Here is a 25551-nt window from a genome sequence, read left to right on the forward strand (position 1 = left end):
AGAGGGGACTGACCGAGGGGTTCTTTCAAGGTACGCCGACGTGCAATACCGAGCCGAACTCAGGTTCTGGATTGCATGCGGTCTGCTCCCTTTCCCCCTCGCCCCCTTGGGGGCGGTCCGACGTTTCGGGAGGGTTGGGGTGAGGGGGTAGGCTCTTGATCTTAAAATCCTCGCATCAACGCTTTTGCAACCAACCCAGAAACCCGCCTTTCCTCACCGCCACCGGTTTGGCCATCAACGCGAGGCGACTGTTCTGTTGACGCACCGCCTGCAATTTATTCAACGCCCGACCCACCTCCGTGCGCTTTTCCATGCACTCACGAGTCAGGTTCTTGTCGAGACGATAAATGATGCTCGACGTCAGCGCCGTGAACGTCGCCTGCGACGGCGTATCCGCCAGAATGCTCTGTTCACCCATGACCTCACTCGGCCCCATGCGCCCGGCCTCGATTTTGCTGTCGCCGTCCGGCACGGTCGCGCTGACCACGCCAGTGGCAATCACAAACAGACTGTCCGGCACTTCGTCGAGATCCAGCACCACCTGGCCCGCCGTGTATTGCTGCGCGACCATCGACTCGGCGAGCCGATCACGCTCCTCGCTATTCAGCGAACGGAAGATTTTCACTTCATCGAGCAGCGCACGGGCGCGGGTCGAGGGTTCGATCACACCGTCGGGATGCCGGGAAATGCCTGCGGCTTCAAGGTGCCGGTGGGCGAGGTCGAACAACTGATTACGCACCTCGCTTTTCTTGCCCAGCTCAGCAATGAAACCGCTGGCCACGTATTCCGACATGGTTTCGCCGGCCTCTTTCAATACGGCCTTTGGCGCCGGGCTAAGGAGCAAACTGCTGCTGCCCTGCAAGGTGCGGTCGAGCGCATCGAGCACCCGGCGCGGACGAATGTGGTTTGGCACTTTGATGCTGATCGACACGCCATGCATGTTGTTCGGGCGACTGAGGTTGACGATTTTCGCCTTGGCCGCCACCGAGTTCGGCACCACGGCCATGGTTCCGGCGCTGGTCAGCAAGTGCGTGGCGCGCCAGTCGATGTCGAAGACCTTGCCTTCGACGCCGTCGATCATCACCAGATCGTCCACCTGATAAGGCTTGGTGGTGTTGAGCACGATCCCGGAAAACACATCGGCCAAGGTGCTTTGCAGGGCCAGACCGACAACGATGGCGACCACACCGGAGGTCGCCAGCAAGCCTTTCACCGGCAGCTCCAGCACGTAACCCGCCGCCGCGACCGTGGCGATCAGAAACACCAACGCGCCGATCACATCTTGCAGCAAGCGACCGCTGTGGCCGATACGACGCATCAGCGCCAGGCCGATGACTTCGGTCAGCACCCGCGCAGCGTACAGCCACCAGAGAATCCCCAGTGCCGTCGCGCCCAGTTGTGCGACCCGGTCATCGACGAACACCGGCGCTTGCAACGGACTGACGCCGGCGTTGATTACCAGCGCCGTGAACGCCAGAAACAGCACCAGCCGCACACCCACTCGCGGGGCGCGATGGGTGAAGGGCGAGAAGTGCCAAAGTACCGCGTCGAGCAGCAGCAGGGCGGCGCTCCAGGACAGCAGGTGAGTGTAGAAAAGGGTCATGACCGAAGCTCCGCAGTGTCTGCCAATAAAAAGATCGCAGCCTGCGGCAGCTCCTACAGGAGAACGTATTCCCATGTAGGAGCTGCCGAAGGCTGCGATCTTCTGCCGTTAAGGCTGCAAGTGGGTTTTCAACTCAGCCGCCGCCTGACGCACGGCCGCTTTCACCTCAGGAATCTGGCTCAGCGGATTGAGCAGGCCGAAGTCATGAATCATCCCGTTGTAACGTACCGAGGTCACCGCCACGCCGGCCGCATCGAGGTGCCGCGCATAGCCTTCGCCTTCATCACGCAACACGTCGAATCCAGCGGTCTGCACCAGGGCGGCAGGCAAGCCTTTGAGCTGTTCGGCGCTGGCGTTCAGCGGCGAGGCATGGATCTGCGCACGCTCGGCCGGGTTGGTGGTGTAGTTGTCCCAGAACCACTGCATCATGCCTTTGGTGAGGAAGTGACCCTCGGCGAATTGCTGGTACGAACCGTCATCGAACTGCGCGTTGGTCACTGGCCACATCAGCAACTGGAAGCGCAGCGCCGGGGTTTTCTGTTCCTTGGCCATCAACGCCACGACCGCCGCCATGTTGCCGCCGACGCTGTTGCCCGCTACCGCCAAGCGCTTGCCGTCGACACCGATGTCCTTGCCGTGCTCAGCCACCCATTTGGTCGCGGCGTAAGCCTGATTGATCGCGGTCGGGTACTGCGCTTCCGGCGACGGCGTGTAATCGACGTACACCGCGACAGCGCCCGAGCCCACCACCAGATCACGAATCAAGCGCTGATGCGTCGGATAATCACCGAGCACCCAGCCGCCACCGTGGAAGAACATGAACACCGGCAACTCGCCTTTGACCTTGGCCGGCCGCACCACTTTCAGGTTGATGGTCTGGCCATCGACCTTGATCGCTTTGTCGCTGACTTCAACGCCGGACAAGTCCACCTTCACCGAAGCCTGCGCGCCGGTCAGTACCGCACGGGCGTCTTTCGGGCTCAGTTGCTCCAGCGGGCCACCACCGCCAGCGGCGAGCGCATCGAGGAATGCCTGGGTGTTGTGTTCCACGCCAGGGCTGCCGGCGGCAAAAGCGCTGCTGACGGAAAGGGCGAGGAGGGAAGCGGTGAGGGTTTTCTTGACGATGTTCATGGTGGAAATCCTTTTGAATAATTTTGATTTTTTGCCTGAGTTGCGGGCTGCTGTGGCGCTGGGCTTCAGGCCTCAGCAACACCGTGAGCACAGATTAATGAGCTGCTTGAAAGTGAAAAAGCGGCTATAAAGCGTTTAACTGTCCACCAGAGAGTGACAATGAACCCGTTCGAAGACATGCGTATTTTTTGCCAGGTCATGGACTCCGGCAGCTTTACCTCAGCGGCCGATCAACTGGGCCTGTCCAAGCAGTTCGTCAGCCGACGCTTGATGCAACTGGAAGAACGCCTTGGCGTGCGGTTGTTGAACCGCTCGACGCGGCGTCTGGACGTCACGCCACTGGGGCAGAGCTATTACGAATCGGCGCTGCGGCTGTTGGGCGAAGTCGAGCAAGTGGAGCAGGGCATCGCCGGGCAGACTGCCGAGCCGCGCGGAACGATCCGCTTGAGTGCGCCGCTGTCGTTTGCCGTGGCGCATCTGGGTTGCCTGCTGCCGATGTTTTTGCAGCGCTATCGCGAGGTCACGGTGGAGGTCGATCTTAGTGATCGGCCGGTGGATTTGCTCGGCGAGGGCTACGACTTGGCGTTGCGCATTGGCGTGCTCGAAGACTCGACGCTAATTGCTCGGCGCATCGCTTCGATCGAACGGGTGTACTGCGCCAGCCCGGCGTATCTGGCTGAACGTGGCACGCCCCTCGAGCCGGAAGACCTGCATAGCCATGACTGTTTGCCGTACGGGCATAGTCGTTCGGTGCAGTGGCGCTTCAACGCGGGGCAGGGCAAGCCGTTGTTGGTCAATGTCACCGGACGCATGCGCGTGAACAACGGCGAGTTGCTCAGGGATGCGGCGGTGCAGGGGATGGGCATTACTTATCTGCCGACGTTCATTGTCGGCGCGGCGTTGAAAGACGGCCGGTTGGTGCCGGTGCTGGATGATTTGCGCCCGGAACCGCTGACACTTTCAGCCGTTTACCCGCAACACCGCCAAGCCTCCAGACCGGTGCAGGCGTTGGTCGAGTTTTTGCGTGAACGCCTGAACGAGAGCCACGTCGCCCTCTGAGCCGTACGCAAATCAAAACTGTAGGAGTGAGCCTGCTCGCGATAGCGTTTCGTCTGTCACAGTTTCAGTGTCTGAATAACCGCTATCGCGAGCAGGCTCACTCCTACAATTGATGGTGGTTGTTTGCGGAATCTGTGTACGCCACAAAACCCTGTGGGAGCTGGCTTGCCAGCGATGGCGGTGTGTCAGGCAATACAATTTTGTCTGACCCGGCCTCATCGCTGGCAAGCCAGCTCCCACAGGGGGTGTGGTGTTTTCAGGATGGATCAGTTGGCGCGCTTGTCATCGCCCGGCTCGCCGCCGACATGTACGCCACGATCATCGCCGACTTCGCCTGCAGCATGCACGCCACGATCATCACCGACTTCGCCCGCGCGGTGGACCCCGTGGTCATCCCCCGCTTCGGCGTGCGTGCCGCTGCGACCGGATGAGCCGCTGTCGCCCGAGTGTCCCGAGCCGTGGTCGCTGCCGCTGTGGCCACTGTTCCCGCCGCCACCGCTGCCGCTATTACCGCCTCCTCCGTGACTGCCACCGCCACCGCTTCCGCTTCCACCATTTCCACCGCTGCCACCGCCATTTCCCCCGTGACTGCCGCCACCGCCACCACCACTTCCTCCACCACCACTCCCGCCATCCTTGGCATAAGCACTGGAAACCCCGGACAAGCTATCCGGAATCAGTATCGTAGACGCCGACAGAACTGCGCCGATGGCCATTGCGAGCACGAGCTTTTTAAGGTGCATATCGTTCTCCGTCTTTGTGGTCTTGTTGGGAACGTAAAAGTGCCTTGTTACAGGGCCCGGACCCGTTCCCGGAGTCAGTGAATACTCGAAGCCAGTTCGAAAATCGGGATGTACATCAGGATCACGATGACCCCGATCAGCAGGCCGATAAACGTCATCAACAGCGGTTCGAACAACTTCACGAACCACTCCAGCCAGCGGCTGATTTCCTCGTCATAGAAGTCGGCGCTGCGCTCCATCATCTGCCCGAGGTTGCCCGACTGTTCACCGGCGCGCAGCAGGCGCAGGGACACCGGCGTCACCAGGTGATTGAGTTCCAGCGCGGTAGACAACGATTGCCCCTCGCGCACCCGCTCGCAGGCCTGGTCCAGGCGCACGCGTGAAGCCACGGTGAGCAAGCCACGCACCATGGCCATGGCGGTCACCAGTGGAATCCCGCCTTGCAGCAGAATCCCCAGCGAACGATAAAACCGCGCCAGTTCATACATGAAAATCCGTTGATGCACCGCAGGCAGTTTCTCCACCAGCCGATCCAGCCCACGGCGAAACGCCGGTTGCTTTTGCAGCACGGCGAGGGCGATGACAATCGCTGCCAGCGCACCGAAAAACTCAGCCTGATGCGCATGCAGAAACATGCCGCTGCTCATCAACACCTGCGACAGCCACGGCAGGTTATTGCCCAAGCCTTCAAACACCAGGCTGAAGCGCGGCACCACATAACCCATCAAGAACAACACCACGCCACCGCCGACCACCAGCAACAGCATCGGGTAGATCGAGGCGCTGATGATCTTCTGCCGCACCTCGTCCATGCGCTGGCGATAGCTGACGTAGCGCCCCAGCGCATCGCCGACCGCGCCGGTCTTTTCGCTGGACTGCACCAGCGCCACGTACAACGGCGGGAACACCGCCGACAACTGGCCCAGCGCCTGCGAAAACGATTTGCCCTCGTACAGCAGGCGTACCAGTTCGCTCAAGGTTTTGCGGGCGGCGGGGGCGGTTTCTTTTTCGGCGAGGCTTTCCAGCGCATCGATCAACGGCAGGCCGGCATTGAGCAAAGTGGTCAGTTCCTGACTGAACAACACCAGGTTGAAGGTCTCGCGCTGGCGCAGTTTCAGCGAGCGCCAATGCTTGTCGGCGTGCGAGCTGAGCACGCGCAGACCCTGATCCTCGGCGATCCGCCGCGCTTCGCTGTCACCAGGCGCTTCGACGCTCAAGGACACCACGCCAGCCTTGCCGACCGCTTTCAAATGAAATCGCATGGGCCGCGCTCCGCTCACTGCCAGTTGGTCACTTCAGCGTTTTCGCCTTCGCCGCCGGGCTGGCCGTCCTTGCCCATCGACAGCAAGTCGTACTCGCTGTTTTCGCCGGGATAGCGGTAGGCGTAATTACGTCCCCACGGATCCTGCGGCAGCTTTTTCTGCAGGTACGGGCCGGTCCATTTCGCCTCGTCGCTCGGGGCGGTGACCAAGGCTTGCAAGCCCTGTTCGGTGGACGGGTAATGGCCGACTTCCAGTCGATAGATGTCCAGTGCCTTGCTCAGCCCTTCGATCTGCGCCTTGGCCACTTTCACTTCCGAGCGGCCGAGTTGGGCGAAGTATTTCGGCGCGACGATCCCGGCCAACAGGCCGAGCACCACCAGCACCACGAGCAATTCGAGCAGGGTAAAACCGCGTTGGCCACGCGGACGAAATTGCAGCTTCATGATGACCTCCCGTGAGTGGTAGCCGTGTCGCCAGAAGGGCTTATGCAATTGCCATGCTCAGCCCCCACTGAAAATCACCTGATTGGCTGAAGCCCTTGTGAACCGGGCATCTCAAGAGTCGGCACAGTGCTTGCGTATGGCTCAAACGTGATCGGCCATTGGGGCATTTCCCCCAATTTATCGGGGTCGATCCGGGGAGGCCCGACATGAAATTCCTTGCCAGCGGATTGCTCGGATGTGTGCTGCTCAGCGGCGCCGCGCAGGCCGATGTGTTCATCTCGGTGGACGCCAAGGGCAGCTATGTACTGTCCAACGTGCACCGGCCCGGACGCACCTACGAACGGGTGATCCGCGAAGCTGAAGCCACTGTGGTCAGCCTCGATCAACAGCCGCAAATGATCGCCAACCAGCCCTACGCGGAACTGGTTTCGGCAGCCGCCAAAGTCAACCAGTTGCCTGAAGCATTGCTGCACGCGGTGATCAACGCCGAGTCCCATTACAACCCCGGTGCCACGTCGCCCAAAGGCGCCGGCGGGCTCATGCAATTGATGCCCGACACCGCACGGGAGTTGGGGGTGACCGACGTCTACGACCCCAAGGCCAACATCCAGGGCGGGGCCAAATACCTCAAGCGCCTGATGACCCTGTTCGACAACGACATCGCCCTCGCCGTAGCGGCTTACAACGCAGGTCCCGACGCGGTGCTCAGCCGTGGCCGGGTAATTCCGCCGTTCGCCGAAACCCAGCGTTATGTACCGAATGTGTTGCGTCAGTACCGGCGTTTGCAAGGGTTGGCGATGGACGCGCCGTTGTAACCCCAACCCGGTTTCCCCACTTTCGGGGCAAACCGGATAGACCCGAAAAGTGGGGAATAGGGGTGGGGAATATTCCCCGGATTCTCAAGTGGTCGCGGTAACTGACTGAACATTAAAGCAATTTTTTGTGGCACGCGGATTGCTCCGAGGCATTTGTCGAGAAGTGTTCCCACGAGCACCCACTACGAGGTTCCTGATCATGGCTGGCTTCCCTCACGCTCCGTCCCTGATTAACTGGCTGCTGATTCTGGCCTCGATGCTCAGCGTCGAGCTGGCCGGCGCGGCCGTGCGTTGCGAGCGCAACCTGGTGGCCAACGTTGTCGCCTTCGATCAACCGCTGATGTTCAACCGCCTCGGTGCGCAGAACATCAACGGCATGATGTTCGCCCTGCGTCGCGACGTGGTGGATGAGCATGAGCAGTCGCTGGCTTACGGCGGCGCCGCGGTGCCGGGCAAAGTCTCGCTGCGCCCGGACAAGCGTCCACGGCCGCTGGTGCTGCGCGTGGCTGCCGGCGATTGCCTGACGATCAATCTGCAGAACCTGCTCGACTATCAGGCCAACCCGAACAAGCACTTTGAGAACGAGGGCGAAGAAGAGGGCGCGGAAAACGCCAACGGCGCCGAAGACTTCAAAGTCGATGAGCAGGTGGCGGATCGTCACGTCGGTTTCCAGGTCAACGGCCTGCAAGCGGTGAACAGCATCGATGACATTTCCTCGTTCACCGGGCGGAACGCCAATACGTTGGTGCCACCGGGCGCGAGTCGTTCTTACACCTTGTACGCCGAACGTGAAGGCGCGTTTGCCGTCAGCAGCCGTGGCGCGACGTTTGGCGGCGAGGGCGCGGCCGGCAACGTCGCCAATGGTCTGTTCGGCCAGGTCGTCGTGTTGCCCAAGGGCGGTCGCACCTATCGCAATACCCTCACCGAAGAAGAAATGCGCCTGGCCACCACCGGCCGTGCACCCACTGGCCAACCGATCGTTGATTACCAGGCGCGCTACCCGCAACGCGAACCTTGGTTGCGCGAAGGCAAGGCCGGTACGCCGATCATCGGCATGGTCGATGGCAATGAAATCATCTCCAGCGAAAGCGATGCGATTGTCATGGGCAGCAACGCCGACGGCAGTTTTCCGTCCAGCACCTATCCGCTGGAATCGGTGGGCAAACGCAACCCGGCGATCCCCAACCGCCTCGAAGCGTTCCGCGATTTTGCCTCGCAGTTCCAGGACGAAACCGCCGCCACCCAAGCGTTCCCCGCGTACTGGGCCGACCCGGTGATGGCCCATGTGCTGGAGCCGACCCGCGACTCGTTCATGATCAACTATGGCTCCGGCGGCATGGGCGCCGAAGTGGTCGCCAACCGCTTGGGCGTGGGGCCGATGCACGATTGCCTGTCGTGCGCTTATGAAGAATTCTTCCTCAGCTCGCACACAGTCGGCGATGTGGCGATGCTGGTGGATGTGCCGGCTAACACCGGACTTGAAAACATCGGCCCCGGCCAGATACCGCGCGCCGATCAGATCGGCGTGAAAGCCACCATGGCCCTGTATCCGTCCGAGCCGTCGAACGTCAACCACAGCTACATCGGTGACTTCGTCAAATTCCGCAATACCCACAACGGTCATGAGCAGCACATCTTCCACCTGCACGGCCATCAGTGGCTGTTCAACCCCAACGACGACAACTCCGATTACGTCGACGCCCAGGGCATCGGCCCGGGTGCCGGTTACACCTATGAAATCGCCAACGGTGGTTCGGGCAACCGCAACCGCGTGGCCGGCGATGCGATCTATCACTGCCATTTCTATCCGCACTTCGCCCAAGGCATGTGGGCCATGTGGCGGGTGCACGATGTGTTCGAAGAAGGCACTCGACTCGACGTTTCGCAGCAAGGCGCCGACGGTTACCACAGCGAACCGTTTGCCTTGCGCAGCGGCAAACCGGCGGCCGGCGCGCGCGCCTTGCCTGACGGCGAAATCGTTGCCGGTACACCGATTCCGGCGATTGTGCCGCTGCCGGGCAAAGCCATGGCGCCAATGCCGGGCAAAGTCGTGGTGGTGCCGAAAATCGGCGAAACCCTGATCGCCGGCAATGACGACGATGACGAAGAAGAGGGCGACGACGACGGCGAACACCATGGCGGCAACGCCGGCGGTCAAGCCATCGGCTCGCCGGCGCTGGTTGGTCGCAGCGAAGCCAACCGCAACGCTGGCGGCAGCCTGAAAAACCCTGGCTATCCGTTCTGGATCGGCGGCATGGAAAGTTCGGTCGGCCAACGTCCGCCAACCCCGCCGCTGGACATGCTCGACGCCGCCACCGCGCAGTCTTTGAAGGCCAGCGGCAAAGCGCTGTGGGCCAACCTTGACCCGGCGCAGTCTGGCGGTTGGGATGGCGGCTTGCAGCGTCATGCACTCGACGGCGTCGCGGCCGGTGGCGAGGCGCACACCGTGACCACTTCGCTGGATTTCTCCAAGGAAGTCACCCGCGCCAAACCGATTTACCTGCCGGAAGAAGGCACCGAAGTCGAACAGGCGGCGATGGCTTTCCACGCGAAAAAAGATCACCCAAGTTATGCCTTGCTGCCCGGCAATCAAGTGGTCGCCAAAGCGTTCCGCACCAATGGCGCTTTGCCGATGGCGGGCGCGCCGTACTACGAACCGTGCATGGACGATCGGCAAAAACGCCTGACCGCCAGCGCTGGCAGCGGTGAGTTCGCCAGCGGTGAGCGCATCGACGGCATGTCCTTTGTTGGCGCCTCAAGCTTCACCGCCGACCGCCCACGGATCTACAAAGCCGCGAACATCCAGTTCGACGCGGTGTACAACAAGGTCGGTTATCACTTTCCGCAGGCGCGCATTCTGGCGCTGTGGGAAGACGCCTGGCCGGTGATCACCAAGCAGCGTCCACCAGAGCCGCTGGTGATGCGCATGAACACTTTCGATTGCGTGCAATACCAGCAAACCAACCTGGTGCCGGCCACCTATGAGATGGACGACTATCAGGTGCGCACGCCGACCGATGTGATCGGCCAGCACATTCACCTGCCGAAGTGGGATCTGACCTCGGCGGACGGCTCGTCCAACGGCTGGAACTACGAGGACGGCGTGCTCTCGCCGGGCGCCGTGCAGGAACGCATTCACGCGATCCGCGAGTTCAACCAGTGCGCTGGTACCGACCCGCGCGACGGCACTCAGGCCTGCCCGAAAGCCAAGAACCATCCGTTCTTCGGCCAATACGGGCGCGCCGATTGGGTCGGTGCGCGCACGGCGATGCAGCGCTGGTTCGTTGATCCGGTGGTCAATGCAAAAGGCGTCGATCGCGGCCTCGGCACGATCTTCACCCACGACCACTTAGGCCCATCGACGCATCAACAGATCGGTCTGTACGCGACTGTGCTCGCCGAGCCGGCCGGTTCCACCTGGTTCCACGCCGAAACCGGCGAGCCTCTCTATAGCGGCGCGCGTCAAGACGGTGGGCCGACGTCGTGGCAAGCGGTGATCAATACCGGCGACCTCGATGGCGACGGCAAGAACGACAGCTTCCGCGAGTTTTTCCTCGAATACAGCGACTTCCAGCACGCCTATGAAGCTGGCGTCTATGTCGGGGCCGGGCCTAACGGTGGGCCGAATGCGCGGGCGTCCCCGGCCCCCGCCGACAGCTCCCGCTACGCAATCACCCCGCCAGTGCGTAACAACGCCAGCAACCTGCTTGAAGGTGTACTGGAAGTGCAGGGCGGTCAGGTGCCGGGCTGCCCGAGCCGGCCATGTCCACAGGCGATTTCGGTGGATGATCCGGGCATGTTCGTCGTCAACTATCGCAACGAACCGCTGGCCCTGCGTGTGTATGACCCGAACAAGGTCGGCCCGGACGGCAAGCGCGGCATGCAGGCCGACGGCCTCGGCGGCGGCCTGGCGTCCGCCAGGCACGGCCGCACCGGCCGGGCGAGCCCGGCGATGACCCTGGCGCCGAAGCGGCACCCCGCGGCGGCCGTCCCGCCCGGCGGCACCCCGCTGTTCCCGCCGCACATCAACAAGGGCGGCGCCGAACCGGGCGATCCGTTCACACCGATGCTGCGCACTTACACCGGCGACAACGTGCGGCTGCGGGTGCATGCTGGCGGCCATGAAGAAGAGCACAACGTCACCCTGCACGGTGTGAAATGGCTGCAGAGCGGTTCCGGTTTCGGCAACAGCTCCAACTCCGGCTGGCGTGCGTCGCAGATGATCGGCATCTCCGAGCAGATGGGCTTTATTGCGCCGGTGTCGATGCTGTCCAGTTCGGCGGCGACCACGGGCGACTATCTGTACTCGATGGACGCTTCGATCGAAGGCTACTGGAGCGGTATCTGGGGCGTGATGCGCAACTACACCGCCAAACGCAGCGACCTGTTCGCCATCCCGAACAACCCGAGCCCGGCGGGCATGCGCAACACCGTAGCGTTCGAGGGCAGTTGCCCGCGCTATGGCGCCAACCCTAACGGCATTGGCACTCGGCCCACTGTGCAGCGCAACTATGAAGTGGTCGCGGCGCTGGCCAATGACATCCTCGGCAATACGCTGGGGCTGACCATCGGCGATCCCGAAGGGCTTGGCCAGCATGTCGGCGGGCCGCTGAATCCGGCGGGTGGCACCCTGGTGCTGAACTCGCGCACGGTGAGCATTCCGCAGGTCACCGTGACCGATCCGGAGGATGGCGAAACCATCACCATCGGCGGGCAGAGCGGGCCGCTGCATGACCCGACCGCGATCCTCTATGTGCGTAAATCCGATCTCGATCCGGTCAGCGGCAAGCTCAAACCCGGCATCCCGGTCGAACCGCTGGTGCTGCGTGCGGCAGCGGGGGATTGCATCAACATCACTCTGGAAAACCGTCTACCGAGCGTGATGCCTGACCTGACCCAGACTGCCGTGATGCAGGGCATGGTCAAGCGTGATCGCAACAGCGGTCTGGGTTCGACCACCTTCAGCAACAACCTGATGCGGCCGTCCAGCCACGTCGGTCTGCACGCGCAGTTGCTGGCGTATGACATCACCAAATCCGACGGCGCCAACGTCGGTGCCAACCCGATCCAGACCGTGCCACCGCGTGTCGGCAGCAACGGCGCGTACCCGACCCGTACTTATCAGTACTACGCCGGGCACCTGGAGCGTGAAGGCAAACCGGTGACTCAACTGGGTCGCAGCGTCGACAACATCAACGCCACCGCAGTCGAGTTCGGCGGCTTGAACATCACCCCGGCGGACGTGATCAAGCAGCCGCAAAAAGGTCTTGGCGGGGCGATGAGTATCCTGCCGATCGGCGCGACCTGGGTTGACGATGCACGCAAGGTCAACGCTACGGTTACGGCGCCGGGGCAAACCAGCTACCGCGACTTTGCGATGGTCTGGCACAAGGCGTTGAACACCCGTTGGGCTAATGGTCGGCCGGTGGAAGGGATTGCCGCTGAGGGCTTCGGCGTGCCGACCGATCCGCAGGACAACTCGAGCATGGCGATCAACTACAAGACCGAACCGCTGTGGTACCGCTTCGGCCTCGCCCCGGATGCACCGTTTGGTCATGCCGATGGCGCGGGTTACGGCGACATGGTCAATGCGCACATGGCTTACAGCAATGCGCTGGTCGGTGGCGATCCGCAGACCCCGGTGCTCTACGCCAAACCGGGGCAGCCGTTGCGTACGCATATTTTGATGCCGAGCGGTGGCAGTCGTGGCACCACGTTCCAGCTCGACGGGCACGTCTGGTCGGTGAACCCGTTCCAGGCCGAGAAGAGCGATGTCGGTGGTTATCCGATGGGCTCGCCGGGCGTGGGCTCGGTGCGCTTCGGCTACAACCCGATGTCGATGTACATCGGCGCCCACGAAAGCATCCTGCCGGCCGCGCACTTCAGCTTCATGATCCCCAGCGCCGGCGGCAGCAATGCGATCCCGGGGGATTACCTGTTCCGCGACTACGGGGCCTACGGCAACACCTCCGGATTATGGGGACTGCTGCGCGTAACCAACGAACCGGAACCGGCGCCGCAGGGGCAGTAGCGGAACGGTAATGTCCCGGTGGATGCAAATCCCCTGTAGGAGTGAGCCTGCTCGCGATTGGGGCTACTCGGTTTCGGATGGTGAGGCAGATGACGCTATCGCGAGCAGGCTCACTCCTACAGGGTCGGTGTTTTGTCAGGTAGCGTTTGGGGAGGGTGGTATGAACAGGATCATCAACATCATCGGTATTTGCTCGCTGGCCATGGCTGGGGCGGTGCTGTCGCTGAGTGAAATTGCCTTGGCGCAAACCGGCAGCGGGCAGACGCTGAACCGCGACGGCGTGGCGGTGGATTTCAACCTCAAGCCGCTGGCCGCCGACGGCAAACTGCGCGAAGGCGAATTCGCCGATGTGCAGTTCCACGTCACTGACAGCGCCTCCGGCCAGCCGTTGTCCGGCGTGGCACCGGGTGCCTGGGTCGATCCGCAGACCCTCGCCGCCGATCAAGCCCAGGGCCGTGACCAGAGCTGCAAAGCCCGGGTCGGCGTGTTCCTCAAGTCCAACATCGGCGCGCGGCCATTGTTGGATCTGAACAGCTATTTCCTGCTGGTGATGAACCGCGACGCGAGCATCGCCGTGGTCGATCCGTCGGTGTCAGTGGGCGGCATCACTAGCACCCTCGCGCGGATCGAACTCAAGCAACCGCCGATGGACTGGGTCACCCCCAAAGACAACAAACGCGTGTTCGTCTCGATGCCGACAGCGGGCGAAGTGGCCGTCATCGACAGCGAACAATTCAAGGTTCTCGATTCGGTCAAGGCCGGCAGCCAACCGGTGCGCGTGGCCCTGCAACCCGATGAACGCCTGCTCTGGGTCGGCAACAACGCGAGCAAAACCGAAGACTCCGGCGTCACAGTGATCGACGCCCAAAGCCTCAAATCCCTCAAACATTTACAGACCGGTCGCGGCCACCACGAAATCACCTTCAGCAAAGACAGCCGCTTCGCCTTCGTCAGCAACCGCGACGACGGCACCGTCAGCGTGATCGACATTGCCACTCTGAACATCGTCCAGCAGATCAAAACCGGCTCCCACCCATTGTCAGTCGCCTATTCTGCGCTGTCCGGCGCGGTCTACGTGGCCGATGGCAAGGACGGCAACGTGACCGTGATCGACGCCAGCACCCATGCCATTCGCCGGGTGATCAAACTGCAACAAGGCCTCGGCCCGATGGGCTTCAGCGCCGATGGCCGCTTTGGCGTGGTACTGAACACCGTGGAAAACCGCGCCAGCGTCATTGACGCTGCGACCAACACAGCGATCCATGATCTGGACGTCAGCGCCGAACCCTACCAAGTGGTGTTCACCCAGGCCTACGCCTACATTCGCGGACTCGCCTCGCCAAAAGTCACCATGATCAACCTGTCGTCCCTCGGCGAAGGTCGCCAGCCGATCAGCCAGGGCTTCGAAGCCGGCCCGCAAGCGCCGCGCCTGGCCGGCGATCTGCCCCTGGCCTCAAGCCTCGCGGTATCACGTGACGACAACGCAGTGTTCGTGGTCAACCCGGTCGACAACACCACCTATTTTTACGCCGAAGGCATGAACGCGCCGATGTCCGGTTACCCCAACCGTGGCCAGATCGCCCGCGCCGCCATGGTCATCGACCGCAGCCTGCGCGAGGTTTCGCCGGGGCTGTACAGCGCGCGGGTGAAACTGCCGGCGGCGGGGCGTTTCGACGTGGCGTTCCTGCTCAATCAACCGAACATCATTCACTGCTTCACCGCGCAGATTGATAGCGACGGACAACAGCAAAAACACCTCGGCCAGCCGAAGGTCGAGTTCCTTCTCGACAAGACGGCCGTTGCGCTCAACGACCCCTACGTCGTGCGTTTTCGCATCGTTCAAGGCAAAGACAAGACCCAGCGCAGCGGCGTCAAAGACGTGCAACTGCGCTACTACCTCGCACCCACCTCGCACCCGCGTGAAGTGGCGGCGCTGGAAGTCGCTGACGGCGTATACGAAGCGCCGATCAGCCTCGACCGCAGCGGCGCCTGGTACCTGCATGTGCGTGCGGCCTCGCTGGGTGCCGGTTTCGATGACAAGACCTTTGCCAGTGTTCGGGTAGCCCCCGGCCAGGCCCGTTGAAGAGGAGTTTCGACATGAAGCGATTTGCATCCACTGGCCTGCTGACCCTGTGCCTGTTGAGCCTCGGCATTCAACAAGTCCACGCTCATTCGGCCGACGAACACGCCGGACACAAAGCCCCGGCCAGCAGCACTCAGGAACACGCCCAGGTGAAATTCGCCAACGTGCCGCTGCTCGATCAAAACGGTAAAACCGTGCGCCTGGAACAAGACCTGGTGCAGGGCAAAATCGTCGTCATGAGCTTTATCTACACCAGTTGCACCACGGTGTGCCCGGTGGTCTCGTCGATCATGGGCAAGGTGCAGAAACAGCTCGGCGCGCGCGTCGGCGATGAAGTGCAATTGGTCTCGATCAGCATCGACCCGCAACGCGACGACCCGAAACGCTTGCAGGATTATGCGCGCGCGTTTCAGCGCGGGCCGGGCTGGAGCTGGCTGACCGGCTCGCCGCAGTCGATCAATGAAACTCTCAAGGGCCTTGGCAGTTTCAGTGGCGACCTGAAAAGTCATCAACCGCTGATCCTCGTCGGCGACGGCGACAGCCGCCACTGGATGCGCTACTACGGCTTCACTGACCCGGCGCTGCTGGCCAAGGAAGTCGAGAAACTCAGTGGCCTGCGCACCCACGCCAAACACACCGCCATCGCCATGGAGCAACAGCCATGAGACTGCTCGACTGGATCTCCCTGACCGTATGTTTCTGGATCTTCAGCACCGTGGCGTTTGCCCACGAAGGCCACGTCTCTGAGCCGCAAGCCGCTGTGGCCGCCGCCCCGGCCAAAGGCACCCACGACGCGAACACCTGGTTCACCGACACGCCGTTGCAGGATCAGAACGGCGAGACCCTGCGCTTCTACAGCGACGCGCTGCAAAACCGCATCGTTCTGCTCAACGTGATCTTCACCAGTTGCAACGATGCCTGTCCGCTGATCACCCAAAAGCTCAAGGAAGTCCGCGAGCTGCTCGGTGACAAGGCGCAGGACATTACCTTCATTTCCCTTACCAGTGACCCGCTGCGCGACACGCCGGCGGTGCTCAAGGCTTACACCTTGAAGCAGGGTTCCGATGACCCTCATTGGCTTTTTCTTACTGGCGACAAAGCGCAGATGGACCTGGTGCTGAGCCGTATCGGCCAGATCGTGCCGACGCCCGAGCAGCACTCCACGCAGTTGATCGTCGGCGATGTCGCCAATAAACGCTGGAGCAAAATCCGCCCCGACGCCCCGGCTGCCGCCATTGCCCAGCGCTTGCAGTTGCTGACAATGCCCGTGGCCGGCCGCTGAGCCCGCGCCATGAACCTGCGCGGCGTACTCGCCCTGATCCTGCTCGCTGGCGTCAGCCTTGGCGCGAGCGCTGCGCCGCTGACTGCGGAAGAGGCGGCGGGCAAGCGCCTGTACCGCCAAGGCCTTTCCGCCAGCGGCGAAGCGATCATGGCGCGGGTCGGTGCGGCGGACGTGTTACTGCCAGCGACCAGCTTGCCGTGCGCCAATTGCCACGGCGCCGATGGCCTCGGTCGGCCCGAAGGCGGGGTACGTCCGCCGCCGCTGAACTGGGCGCGACTGACCAGCACTTACGACCAGCGACAGGTCAACGGTCGCAGCTATCCGGCGTACACCGAGAGCAGTCTGGCCACCGTCATCGAGCAGGGCCGCGACCCTGGTGACAATCGCCTCGACCCGAGCATGCCGCGCTTTGTGCTGTCGATGAAGGATCAGCGCAACCTCACCGCGTACCTCAAACGCCTGGCCGACGAACGCGACCCCGGCCTCGATGCCGAGACCCTGCACCTGGGCACGTTGTTGCCCAGTCAGGGCCCGCTGGCGGAAGAGGGCATGACCATCGCAGCAATACTTAACGGCAGCGTGGCGCGGATCAATCACGCCGGAGGCATTCATGGACGGCAGTTGCGTCTGACCGTGGTTGATCCCGGCCCGGATCGCGCCAGTGCCGAGCAAGCATTGCAGCGGTTGATCGAGCAGGAACAGGTTTTTGCGTTGGTAGCACCGCTGGCGCCGGCCCTCGACGGCGAACTGGCGAGCCGCTTGGAACAGTCCGGCGTACCGCTGATTGGCGCCTTGTCGTCGCTCGGCTCGATGCAGGCCAGCCCGCAGATTTTCGAGCCGTTGCCGGGCGTGCGCGAGCAACTGATCGCCCTGGCCGATTACGCCACGGCCAGCCTGCGCGTGCTGCAAGGGCCGACGCTGATTGCTTATCCCGATGACCCGTTGCAAGCGCAAGCGGCGACCACGCTCGCTGAATACTTGCAGGATCACGGCTGGCAGAAAGTCCTTCTGCAAGCCTACGACCCGGCAGCAGAGGCTTTGCCACTGGGTTCGCGTTCGGTGTTTTATCTGGGCACTGGTGGTGGTTTCGGGCGTCTGGCCACACGCCTGCAAGACGCCGGGCAGGTGCCATACCTGTTCGCCGCTTCGAGCCAGGTTGCTGGTGAGTTGCTGCAAGTGCCGGAGGGGTTCTCGCGGCGCGTGTTTCTCGCCTATCCGTTCGTGCCCAGCGACTGGACCCAGACCGGGCGCATGGCCCTGACGCTGTTGCGCGAAGGTCAGGGTCTCGGCGCCCAACACGCGGTGCTGCAAGTCGGCGCCTACGCCTCGATGTTGCTGCTCAGCGAGGGCATGAAACAGGCCGGCCGCGACGCCAGCCGCGAAAAACTGGTGACGGCGCTGGAAGGCCTGCACGACTTCGACACCGGCCTGACCCCGCGCCTCAGCTTTGGCCCCGGTCGCCGCTTGGGCTTGAGCGGCGCCCATGTGGTCACCGTGGATTTGCCCGATCAGCGCTTCTATCTGGTCGCGCCCTATAAACCGATTGTTGCCAGCCCCTGAACGGAGGGCCCGATCATGAAGCTCAGAATGCTGATCTTGTTGCTGACCTGTTGGCTCCCGTTGACGTGGGCCAATAACGAACCGGCCGTGGCGCGGGTCAATGGCGAAGAAATCTCCGGGTTTCGTTTTGAACGCTTCTTCGTCGAATACCTTGAGGATCAGGGCCGCGCGGTGGCGAGCATTCGCAATCCCAAGGCCTACAAACAGCTGCGCCAGGCGGCGCTGCAAACGCTGATCGACAAGGAACTGCTGTGGCAGGAGTCGCAAAAACGCGGGGTGCAGATCGACGAGCAAGCGGTGCTTGCGCAAGTCGAGCAAACCCGCAGCGCTATCGGCGGCACGGATAAATTCGTCCGGCGCTTGCAGGACGCCGGTTTCGACGAGGCGTCTTTCACCGAATACACCCGCCGCGAACTGGCGGCGCAGCAGACATTCGCCGAGCTGATCCGCGCCAATACCTTGCAACCCCGGCACCTGATAATCCGTGTGCCCGCACAAGCGGATGCAGCCACAGTCGCGGCAGCGCGTCTACGCTTGTTGCAAATGCGCGCCTCGATCATCAGCGGGGCGACATTCGCCAGCCAACCCGTGCGTTCACCGTTCGGCTGGCATGTGATTTATTTGCAGAACCACTTGGAGGCCGCCGATGTCCCAGATTCGCAGGGGCTGGATAAAGTCAGGGCACAGCTCGCCCGACAGCAACAGACCCAGGCTCGTCGCCAAGTGCTCGCGCAATTACGGGTGCAGAACAGGATCGAACGAATTGACGACGACTGAAGGTTCCCCCCCAATAGTGGGGAATGGCTTCGATGCCCATTCAGGTGCTTCCCCGTTTCTGGGGAACGGGGTACCGGGACGAGCGGGCATTGTCATTAATTTCAAGGACATGAAGACGTAAAATTACCGGCACTCAGCCTGGCATGAAGTGTGCGTTACCGATGGTAAGGCGCACTCTCAGGGCGGGGTCATCGGACCTGCTGTTTCAAGGAGTCGACCTTGGTTAACAAAGTACTGGTTGTCGAAGACGAACAGCTGCTTGCACAGAACCTACAGGATTATCTGTCGGCGCAGGGGCTGGACGTCCGGATTGCGCATGACGGAGCGACGGCGATCGGCCTGGCCGAAACCTTTGCCCCCGACGTGCTGGTGTTCGATTACCGCTTGCCCGATATGGAAGGCTTTGAGGTGCTCGACGCGGTCCGCCAGAACAGGACGTGCCATTTTGTGCTGATAACGGGTCACCCGACCGCTGAAGTCTGTGAGCGGGCGCGGCAACTGGGGGTCAGCCACATCCTGTTCAAACCGTTTCCTTTGGCGGAACTGGCCCGAGCTGTCTGCGACCTTCTGGGCTTCAAGCGCGAAGCGAAACCCGGTGCAAACCCTTCCGAGGGTTTCGTCGAACGACGCCAGAGCAGGACCGAGAGCTTCCCGTTGCAGTTGTACGATGGCAGTTGGGTGTTGGCGGATCGGCGACGGCAGTCGCGACCCATGGCGCCGGACGACGATCAAATGCTCACCGGGGAGTAATGGCGCGAACAGACGTTCCGGCACTTGCCGCCGAGGTTTGCCGCGCCGACAGGGCTCTAAGCCCCGGTTGGAGAGCAAGCCATGGAACGTCTGTCCGTTGTCGTCGAACCGCTGTTGGCCGAAAGCGCGCCAGAACGCTTTTCCAGTGAACAGCTTGCCCAGGCCCGGGCGCGGGCCGCCACTTCCGGCGAACGTGTTCTCGAAGCCCTCGGCGTCCTCTGTGAACTGGCGCCGATGCCGTTCATTCACACCCTCGGCGCGACCCTGCATTACCCGGTGCTCGACACCGACAGCCTGTTTGCCGCGACGCCGGTGTTCGACCGCGTCACCCTCGCACAATGCCTGAAACGTGAATTCATCCTGCTGCGCCACAACGACGAAGTCATCGGCGTGTTTGCCGACCCCTTCGACCCGGCGCGGCTGGCCTGGATCGACGATTGCCTGCACGGCGCGCCGCTGCATCTGGTGCACGCCGATGATCTCAAGGCCTATCTGGCCCGCCACGAAGAAAGCTTCCACGCCGTCGAATCGCTCAACGCCCAGGGCGACACCCACAACGAAATCGACACCCTGCAAAGCCTGTCGCTGACCAGCATCAGCGAAGACGCCAGCAGCGTGGTGAAACTGGTCAACTCGACCCTCTACGACGCGCTGAAAATGCATGCCAGCGACATCCACCTCGGCACCACCGGCAACGGTCTGGTGATCAAATATCGCATCGACGGCGTGCTCAACAACATCAGCAAAGTCCAAGGTGCGGAGTTCTCCGAGCAGGTGATCTCGCGGGTCAAGGTCATGGCTGAACTGGACATCGGCGAAAAACGCGTGCCGCAGGACGGTCGCTTCAAGATCGGCATCAGTGGCCGGCAGATCGACTTCCGCGTGTCGATCATGCCGAGCATCTTCGGCGAAGACGCGGTGCTGCGGGTGCTCGACAAACAGGATCTGGCCGACAAGGTCTGCGGTGTGCAATTGCAGGCGCTGGGCTTTGAAGACGAAACCCTGCGCCAGTTGCGCCGCCTCGCCGCCGAGCCCTACGGCATGGTCCTGGTGACGGGCCCGACCGGCAGCGGCAAGACCACCACGCTGTACGCGATGATCACCGAGATCAACCACGGCGTGGACAAGATCATCACCATCGAAGACCCAGTCGAATATCAGTTGCCGGGGGTGCTGCAAATCCCGGTCAACGAGAAAAAAGGCCTGACCTTCGCCCGCGGCTTGCGCTCGATCCTGCGCCACGACCCGGACAAAATCATGGTCGGCGAAATCCGCGACCCGGACACCGCACAGATCGCCGTGCAATCGGCGCTCACCGGTCACCTGGTGTTCACCACCATCCACGCCAACAACGTTTTCGACGTGATCGGCCGCTTCACCCAAATGGAAATCGACCCCTACAGCCTGGTCTCGGCGCTCAACGCGATTCTCGCCCAGCGCTTGATTCGTTTGGTGTGCGCCAGTTGCAGCGCGCCGGTCAACCCGAGCGATGAAGAACTGCGCGCCTCGGGCCTCGATCCGCAGAAAGTCGATCACTACCACTTCGTCCACGGCAAAGGCTGCGGCCACTGCCGGGGCAGCGGTTATCGCGGGCGCACGGCGATTGCCGAGTTGCTGCACCTCGACGACGAACTGCGTCAGATGATCGTCGAGCGCCAACCGATCACCCAAATCAAAGCCCTGGCCTGCGCCCGTGGTTTGCGCCTGTTGCGCGAGTCGGCGCTGGAGCTGGTGGAACAAGGTCGCACCACGCTGGAGGAGATCAATCGTGTCACTTTTATCGCGTGAGCGTTTTGTCGCCGTGCTCGGCGCCAGCGGTGTTGGCCTCGGTCAGCGGCGTGGCAGCGAGACCCTGTGGCTGGGCAGCGTCGGTTACATCGACGAAGGCTTCCAGAGCTACGCGGTGGCGCTGGACACCCTCGACCGCCTGCTCGGTGAACACGCCCGCGCCGGGGCCGAATTGAGCGTGGTCATCTCCGGGCACTTCAGCCGCTTCTGCCTGGTGCCGTGGAGCGCGCAGATCAGCAGCCCTGAGGAACTGCGCGGCTTTGCCCAACTGTGTTTCGAAGACCTGTTTGGCGCGCCGACCCAGCCGTGGAGTCTGGTGCTGTCCGCCGAACCTGCCGGTTACGACCGCATTGCCAGCGCCTTGCCGCAAGACTTGCTCGAACGCTTGCGCACACTGGTCAGCGCTCGCGGTTTGCGCCTGCGCTCGGTGCAACCGTACCTGATGGCGGCGTTCAACCGCTTCGACAAAAGTCTGGATGCCGGCGACTTTCTGTTCGTCGTCGCCGAGCCGCAACGCAGCGTGTTGTTGCTGGTGAGGGAAAGGCGCTGGGCCGGTGTGCGCTCGGTCGGTGGCAGCGACAGCGATGCCGCGTTGAATGCCCTGATCGGTCGCGAACGCCAGCTGCAAGCCTCGACCAGCGAACGCGCGTTCAACGTTTATCTGCATGCACCAGCGCGCCTCGATGCGCATCCGGACGTGGCGGGTGTGCAACTGCGCACCCTGGAAGACGCCTCGATGAACGTGCGTGACGGCTTGTACGTCATGTCCCGGGCGGTGGCCTGACATGCGCGCGCTCAATCTCGACTTTCAGCCACGGCCACGTTCCGGCCCATTGGGTTGGAGCCTGTTCGGCGCCGGCGTGCTGCTGGCGCTGCTGTGCTTCGGCGTGCAACAGCACCTCGACGCGCACACCGAACAGCAACAAGGCCACCTGCAAACCACCCAGCGTCAGCTCAACGGTGACAGCGGCGCCAAGTCCACCCTGAGCCCGGCGGAAACCCGCGAGCAAGCGGCAAACCTCGCCGAAATGCGCAAGGTCTCGCAGCAACTGCGCCGCCCGTGGGAACGCCTGTTCGCCATGCTCGAAGCGATGCCGCGCGATGACGTCGCGCTGCTGACCCTGACCCCGGATGCGCGCAAAGGCCAGGTGCGCATCAGCGCCGAAGCGCGGGATCTGCAAGCGATGCTCGACTTCCACAAACGTCTGGAAGCCAGCGACGAACTGTCCGACGTGTCGCTGCTCAGCCACGAAATCGTCGTCAAATCGCCGGAACAACCGGTGCAATTCAACCTGTCGGCGACTTGGGAGATTGGCGATGCGAATCCCTAGACTGATCGTCCACGAATACCTGCAAGGCCTCGGCGTTCCGGGCCTCGCCGGGCTGGCATTGCTGCTGGTCGCAACCGCTTGGGCACTCGGTGGTTTGTTGCCGGGCTGGCAATCGTTGCAGCACCTCAGCCAACAGACTCAGGAAGCCACCGCATACCTGGCCAAGGTTGAAGACGGCAGCATCGCGCCGCCCGTAGTGCCACAACGTCAGCTCGACGATTTCCGCAACAAACTGCCGGCGCAGCCGCAAGCCACCGTCGCCATCGACCGCATCTACGCTCTCGCAGCCCAGGAGCACATCACTCTGGCACGCGGCGAATATGCACTCGGCGTCGATCCGAAAACCCATCTGGCGCGTTATCAGATCCTGTTGCCAGTGCGCGGCAGCTACCCGCAACTGCGCCGATTTCTGCACGCCTTGCTCGGTCAGTTGCCAGCGGTGGTGGTGGAAGACCTCGAGTTGCAACGCAAGAAGATTGGCGACACCGACCTCAATGGCCGGATCCGTATGACCCTTTACCTGTCGAGGTCGTGATGAATACCAAGCGCGTGACAGGGTGGTTGGCGTTCTTCGGCGTAGCGGCCGCGCTGGCGTGGTTGCCGGAGTATTTCTCGCCGAGCGAAGACGCTGGTTCGAATGAAGTCGCCGTCGCCACGCCGGGGAAAACCCGGGGCGCGCTGCCGGCCAGCACCGCCAAGGCCAAGGATGCGTCGATCAAGGACCTGAGCCCGGCCGGTGACCTGTTCGCGGCCAAATCCTGGAAGGCCGCGCCAATTCTGGCCACGGTCACCGAAATGGCCATCAATCCAGCAACAGTGGTGCAAGCCCCGAGCCTGCCACCGGTGCCGTTTCAGTTCGTCGGCAGGCTGCATGACCGCAGCGACCTGCAAGTGTTTTTGCAGAACGGCGAAAAGATCTACGTCGTGCGCAACGGGGATGTGATCGACGACACCTGGAAGATCACCGGCATTTCCGATGTGGAACTGAGTCTGGTCTACCTGCCCTTGCATTTGTCGCAGACCCTGTCTGTGGGGAGTACGCAATGAACCGTTGCCGTTTGCTGATGAGCCTGGGCCTGTGTGCCGGGCTGGCCGCGTGCAGTTCTGCACAAGTGGCCAACAAGGAAGCCGCCGACCTGATTGAACAGGGTCAGTACGAGGCGGGGCTGGCCCGAATCGAAGAAGGCCTGCGCGAAAACCCACGGGACACCGAGCTGCACTTGCTGCTCAACAGCGGTCGGGCCAAGGCGATCACGGCGTTGCTGACGACCGGTGATACCGACCGTTCGCGCCGCGACTTCGCTTCGGCGCGGGTGGCCTACAACCGCGCGCTGACCATCGAGCCGAACAACCGCCGCGCTCAGGATGCCTTGCGCCAACTCGACTACCTGCGCAGCATGGACGAAAAACTCGAATTGGCCCGTGGCGACCTGCGTCGTGGCGACATCTACGGCGCTGATCGCCAGGTCAAACAGATCCTCGAACTCGACCCCAACAACGAAGGCGCGCTGGAGCTGCAAGGCAATATCCGTCTGGTGCAGAGCCGCAACGTGATTGCCTATCCGCAACTGCGCACCAAGCTTGATCGGCCAGTGACCCTGGAGTTTCGCGACGCCAACCTGAAGACCATTTTCGAAGTGCTGTCGCAGGTCGCCGGACTGAACTTCATCTTCGACAAAGACCTGCGCCCGGACATGAAAGCGACGATCTTCGTGCGTGACGTGCGCATCGAAGACGCCGTGACCCTGCTGCTGCAACAGAACCAGCTGCACCAGAAAGTGGTGAACGAAAACACTTTGCTGATCTACCCGGACTCACCGCAGAAAGTGAAGGATTACCAGGAACTGGTGATGCGCACGTTCTACCTGACCAGCATCGACGCCAACACCGCGCTGAACATGGTCAAGACCATGCTCAAGACCCGCGACGTGTTCGTCGACGAACGCCTCAACACCCTGACCATGCGCGACACCGAAGACGCCGTGCGTATGGCCGAGAAACTCCTGCAATCGCAAGACCAGTCCAACCCGGAAGTGGTGCTTGAAGTTGAAGTGATGGAAGTCGCCACCCAGCGCATCCTCGACCTTGGCCTGCAATGGCCGAACACCTTCGGCGTGGTCAACAGCGACGGTTCGGCGGTGACCCTGCTTGATCAACTGAAAGGCATCAACTCCAGCCGGATTTCGATCTCGCCGTCGCCGCAAGCCAAGATCAACGCTCAGGACAATGACATCAACACCTTGGCCAGCCCGGTGATTCGTGTGAGCAACCGCGAGCAGGCACGCATCCACATCGGTCAGCGCGTACCGATCATCAGCGCCACTTCGGTGCCGTCGACGCAAGGCCCGGTGATCACTGAGAGCGTCACTTATCTGGACGTCGGTCTGAAGCTCGAAGTGCAACCAACCGTGCACCTGAACAACGAAGTGGCAATCAAGATTGCTCTCGAAGTGAGTAACGCCACGCCGCTGGAACCGACCCGTCAGGGCACGATTCCGGTGCAAGTCGACACCCGCAACGCGCAAACCTCGCTGCGCCTGCACGACGGCGAAACGCAGATCCTCGCAGGCCTGATGCGCAACGACCACGGCGCCACCGGCAACAAGATTCCGGGCCTCGGCGATATTCCTGGCATTGGCCGGCTGTTCGGCAGCAACAAGGACACCGTCGGCAAATCGGAACTGGTGCTGTCGATCACGCCACGGATCGTGCGCAACCTGCCGTATCAGAGCCCGTCGGACATGGAGTTCTCCACCGGCACCGAAACCAGCATGCACATCCAGGCACCGGATCGTTCGCAGAGCTACGTGATGCCGGCGCCCGCCGCGCAGCCGCGTGCAGTCGGTGAATCGGCCGTGGCCACCACCCGCGTCACCGTCGAGAAGCCTTGATC

The 25551-nt window shown here is 62.4% G+C and carries 20 protein-coding genes; 15 read left to right on the forward strand and 5 right to left on the reverse strand.

Features of this window, described 5'->3' with window-relative positions; translation table 11 throughout:
- Window positions 1-175: 175 nt before the first annotated feature.
- Complete coding sequence (locus tag AK821_RS25325) at window positions 176-1603, reverse strand: mechanosensitive ion channel family protein (RefSeq protein ID WP_064392597.1); 1428 nt, start codon at window positions 1601-1603, stop codon at window positions 176-178.
- 108 nt (window positions 1604-1711) lie between these two features.
- Window positions 1712-2734: an alpha/beta hydrolase gene (locus AK821_RS25330; protein WP_064392599.1), complete on the reverse strand. Its 1023-nt coding sequence runs from the start codon at window positions 2732-2734 to the stop codon at window positions 1712-1714.
- A gap of 159 nt (window positions 2735-2893) precedes the next feature.
- Between AK821_RS25330 and AK821_RS25335 the strand changes: the two genes are divergently transcribed.
- Window positions 2894-3793, forward strand: coding sequence for a LysR family transcriptional regulator (locus tag AK821_RS25335; protein WP_064392600.1), 900 nt, complete (start codon window positions 2894-2896; stop codon window positions 3791-3793).
- A 266-nt stretch (window positions 3794-4059) separates the two neighbouring features.
- On the opposite strand, the gene AK821_RS25340 is transcribed toward AK821_RS25335, so the two are convergent.
- The 3 genes from AK821_RS25340 to gspG form a co-directional block, all read right to left on the reverse strand.
- Window positions 4060-4536 carry a hypothetical protein gene (locus AK821_RS25340; protein WP_082355493.1) on the reverse strand — a complete coding sequence of 159 codons (477 nt, stop codon included), beginning with the start codon at window positions 4534-4536 and terminating at the stop codon, window positions 4060-4062.
- Window positions 4537-4610: 74 nt separating this feature from the next.
- Complete coding sequence (locus AK821_RS25345) at window positions 4611-5798, reverse strand: type II secretion system F family protein (protein ID WP_064392604.1); 1188 nt, start codon at window positions 5796-5798, stop codon at window positions 4611-4613.
- Between the two features lie 14 nt (window positions 5799-5812).
- Entirely contained in the window at window positions 5813-6241 is a 429-nt protein-coding gene (gene gspG, locus AK821_RS25350; protein ID WP_007913548.1) for a type II secretion system major pseudopilin GspG, read from the reverse strand.
- 206 nt (window positions 6242-6447) lie between these two features.
- Between gspG and AK821_RS25355 the strand changes: the two genes are divergently transcribed.
- From AK821_RS25355 to AK821_RS25420, 14 genes are all read left to right on the forward strand, one after another.
- Window positions 6448-7056, forward strand: coding sequence for a lytic transglycosylase domain-containing protein (locus AK821_RS25355; RefSeq protein WP_064392605.1), 609 nt, complete (start codon window positions 6448-6450; stop codon window positions 7054-7056).
- Between the two features lie 199 nt (window positions 7057-7255).
- Window positions 7256-13087 carry a manganese-oxidizing multicopper oxidase MnxG gene (gene mnxG, locus AK821_RS25360; RefSeq protein ID WP_064392606.1) on the forward strand — a complete coding sequence of 1944 codons (5832 nt, stop codon included), beginning with the start codon at window positions 7256-7258 and terminating at the stop codon, window positions 13085-13087.
- A 160-nt stretch (window positions 13088-13247) separates the two neighbouring features.
- On the forward strand, window positions 13248-15170 hold the full coding sequence (locus AK821_RS25365; RefSeq protein WP_064392613.1) for a YncE family protein: 1923 nt from the start codon (window positions 13248-13250) through the stop codon (window positions 15168-15170).
- Between the two features lie 14 nt (window positions 15171-15184).
- The gene (locus tag AK821_RS25370) at window positions 15185-15835 is read left to right on the forward strand and encodes an SCO family protein (RefSeq protein ID WP_064392614.1); all 651 of its coding nucleotides are present in this window, start codon (window positions 15185-15187) and stop codon (window positions 15833-15835) included.
- Entirely contained in the window at window positions 15832-16452 is a 621-nt protein-coding gene (locus AK821_RS25375; RefSeq protein WP_064392617.1) for an SCO family protein, read from the forward strand. The genes AK821_RS25370 and AK821_RS25375 overlap by 4 nt, the downstream gene beginning before the upstream one ends.
- Before the next feature lie 9 nt (window positions 16453-16461).
- Window positions 16462-18012 carry an ABC transporter substrate-binding protein gene (locus AK821_RS25380; RefSeq protein WP_064392619.1) on the forward strand — a complete coding sequence of 517 codons (1551 nt, stop codon included), beginning with the start codon at window positions 16462-16464 and terminating at the stop codon, window positions 18010-18012.
- A gap of 15 nt (window positions 18013-18027) precedes the next feature.
- Complete coding sequence (locus tag AK821_RS25385) at window positions 18028-18789, forward strand: peptidylprolyl isomerase (RefSeq protein WP_064392621.1); 762 nt, start codon at window positions 18028-18030, stop codon at window positions 18787-18789.
- A gap of 219 nt (window positions 18790-19008) precedes the next feature.
- Entirely contained in the window at window positions 19009-19539 is a 531-nt protein-coding gene (locus AK821_RS25390) for a response regulator (protein ID WP_064392623.1), read from the forward strand.
- Between the two features lie 81 nt (window positions 19540-19620).
- Window positions 19621-21327, forward strand: a complete 1707-nt coding sequence (locus tag AK821_RS25395; protein WP_064392624.1) for a GspE/PulE family protein — start codon at window positions 19621-19623, stop codon at window positions 21325-21327.
- On the forward strand, window positions 21308-22111 hold the full coding sequence (locus AK821_RS25400; RefSeq protein ID WP_064392625.1) for a hypothetical protein: 804 nt from the start codon (window positions 21308-21310) through the stop codon (window positions 22109-22111). Before AK821_RS25395 ends, AK821_RS25400 begins: the two co-directional genes overlap by 20 nt.
- Before the next feature lies 1 nt (window position 22112).
- Window positions 22113-22658: a PilN domain-containing protein gene (locus AK821_RS25405; protein WP_064392628.1), complete on the forward strand. Its 546-nt coding sequence runs from the start codon at window positions 22113-22115 to the stop codon at window positions 22656-22658.
- On the forward strand, window positions 22645-23193 hold the full coding sequence (locus AK821_RS25410; RefSeq protein WP_064392629.1) for a GspMb/PilO family protein: 549 nt from the start codon (window positions 22645-22647) through the stop codon (window positions 23191-23193). Before AK821_RS25405 ends, AK821_RS25410 begins: the two co-directional genes overlap by 14 nt.
- Window positions 23193-23705 carry a hypothetical protein gene (locus AK821_RS25415; RefSeq protein ID WP_064392631.1) on the forward strand — a complete coding sequence of 171 codons (513 nt, stop codon included), beginning with the start codon at window positions 23193-23195 and terminating at the stop codon, window positions 23703-23705. The genes AK821_RS25410 and AK821_RS25415 overlap by 1 nt, the downstream gene beginning before the upstream one ends.
- Window positions 23702-25549 carry a secretin N-terminal domain-containing protein gene (locus AK821_RS25420; protein WP_064392633.1) on the forward strand — a complete coding sequence of 616 codons (1848 nt, stop codon included), beginning with the start codon at window positions 23702-23704 and terminating at the stop codon, window positions 25547-25549. Before AK821_RS25415 ends, AK821_RS25420 begins: the two co-directional genes overlap by 4 nt.
- Window positions 25550-25551: the final 2 nt, after the last annotated feature.

Source organism: Pseudomonas sp. RIT-PI-r (assembly GCF_001297015.1).
In the GTDB taxonomy this organism is placed as follows: Bacteria; Pseudomonadota; Gammaproteobacteria; order Pseudomonadales; family Pseudomonadaceae; genus Aquipseudomonas.

Coding starts and splice junctions, on each gene's coding strand:
- AK821_RS25325 (WP_064392597.1), bottom strand. CDS start 1,603: ATGACCCTTTTCTACACTCACCTGCTGTCCTGGAGCGCCGCCCTGCTG.
- AK821_RS25330 (WP_064392599.1), bottom strand. CDS start 2,734: ATGAACATCGTCAAGAAAACCCTCACCGCTTCCCTCCTCGCCCTTTCC.
- AK821_RS25335 (WP_064392600.1), top strand. CDS start 2,894: ATGAACCCGTTCGAAGACATGCGTATTTTTTGCCAGGTCATGGACTCC.
- AK821_RS25340 (WP_082355493.1), bottom strand. CDS start 4,536: ATGCACCTTAAAAAGCTCGTGCTCGCAATGGCCATCGGCGCAGTTCTG.
- AK821_RS25345 (WP_064392604.1), bottom strand. CDS start 5,798: ATGCGATTTCATTTGAAAGCGGTCGGCAAGGCTGGCGTGGTGTCCTTG.
- gspG (WP_007913548.1), bottom strand. CDS start 6,241: ATGAAGCTGCAATTTCGTCCGCGTGGCCAACGCGGTTTTACCCTGCTC.
- AK821_RS25355 (WP_064392605.1), top strand. CDS start 6,448: ATGAAATTCCTTGCCAGCGGATTGCTCGGATGTGTGCTGCTCAGCGGC.
- mnxG (WP_064392606.1), top strand. CDS start 7,256: ATGGCTGGCTTCCCTCACGCTCCGTCCCTGATTAACTGGCTGCTGATT.
- AK821_RS25365 (WP_064392613.1), top strand. CDS start 13,248: ATGAACAGGATCATCAACATCATCGGTATTTGCTCGCTGGCCATGGCT.
- AK821_RS25370 (WP_064392614.1), top strand. CDS start 15,185: ATGAAGCGATTTGCATCCACTGGCCTGCTGACCCTGTGCCTGTTGAGC.
- AK821_RS25375 (WP_064392617.1), top strand. CDS start 15,832: ATGAGACTGCTCGACTGGATCTCCCTGACCGTATGTTTCTGGATCTTC.
- AK821_RS25380 (WP_064392619.1), top strand. CDS start 16,462: ATGAACCTGCGCGGCGTACTCGCCCTGATCCTGCTCGCTGGCGTCAGC.
- AK821_RS25385 (WP_064392621.1), top strand. CDS start 18,028: ATGAAGCTCAGAATGCTGATCTTGTTGCTGACCTGTTGGCTCCCGTTG.
- AK821_RS25395 (WP_064392624.1), top strand. CDS start 19,621: ATGGAACGTCTGTCCGTTGTCGTCGAACCGCTGTTGGCCGAAAGCGCG.
- AK821_RS25405 (WP_064392628.1), top strand. CDS start 22,113: ATGCGCGCGCTCAATCTCGACTTTCAGCCACGGCCACGTTCCGGCCCA.
- AK821_RS25410 (WP_064392629.1), top strand. CDS start 22,645: ATGCGAATCCCTAGACTGATCGTCCACGAATACCTGCAAGGCCTCGGC.
- AK821_RS25415 (WP_064392631.1), top strand. CDS start 23,193: ATGAATACCAAGCGCGTGACAGGGTGGTTGGCGTTCTTCGGCGTAGCG.
- AK821_RS25420 (WP_064392633.1), top strand. CDS start 23,702: ATGAACCGTTGCCGTTTGCTGATGAGCCTGGGCCTGTGTGCCGGGCTG.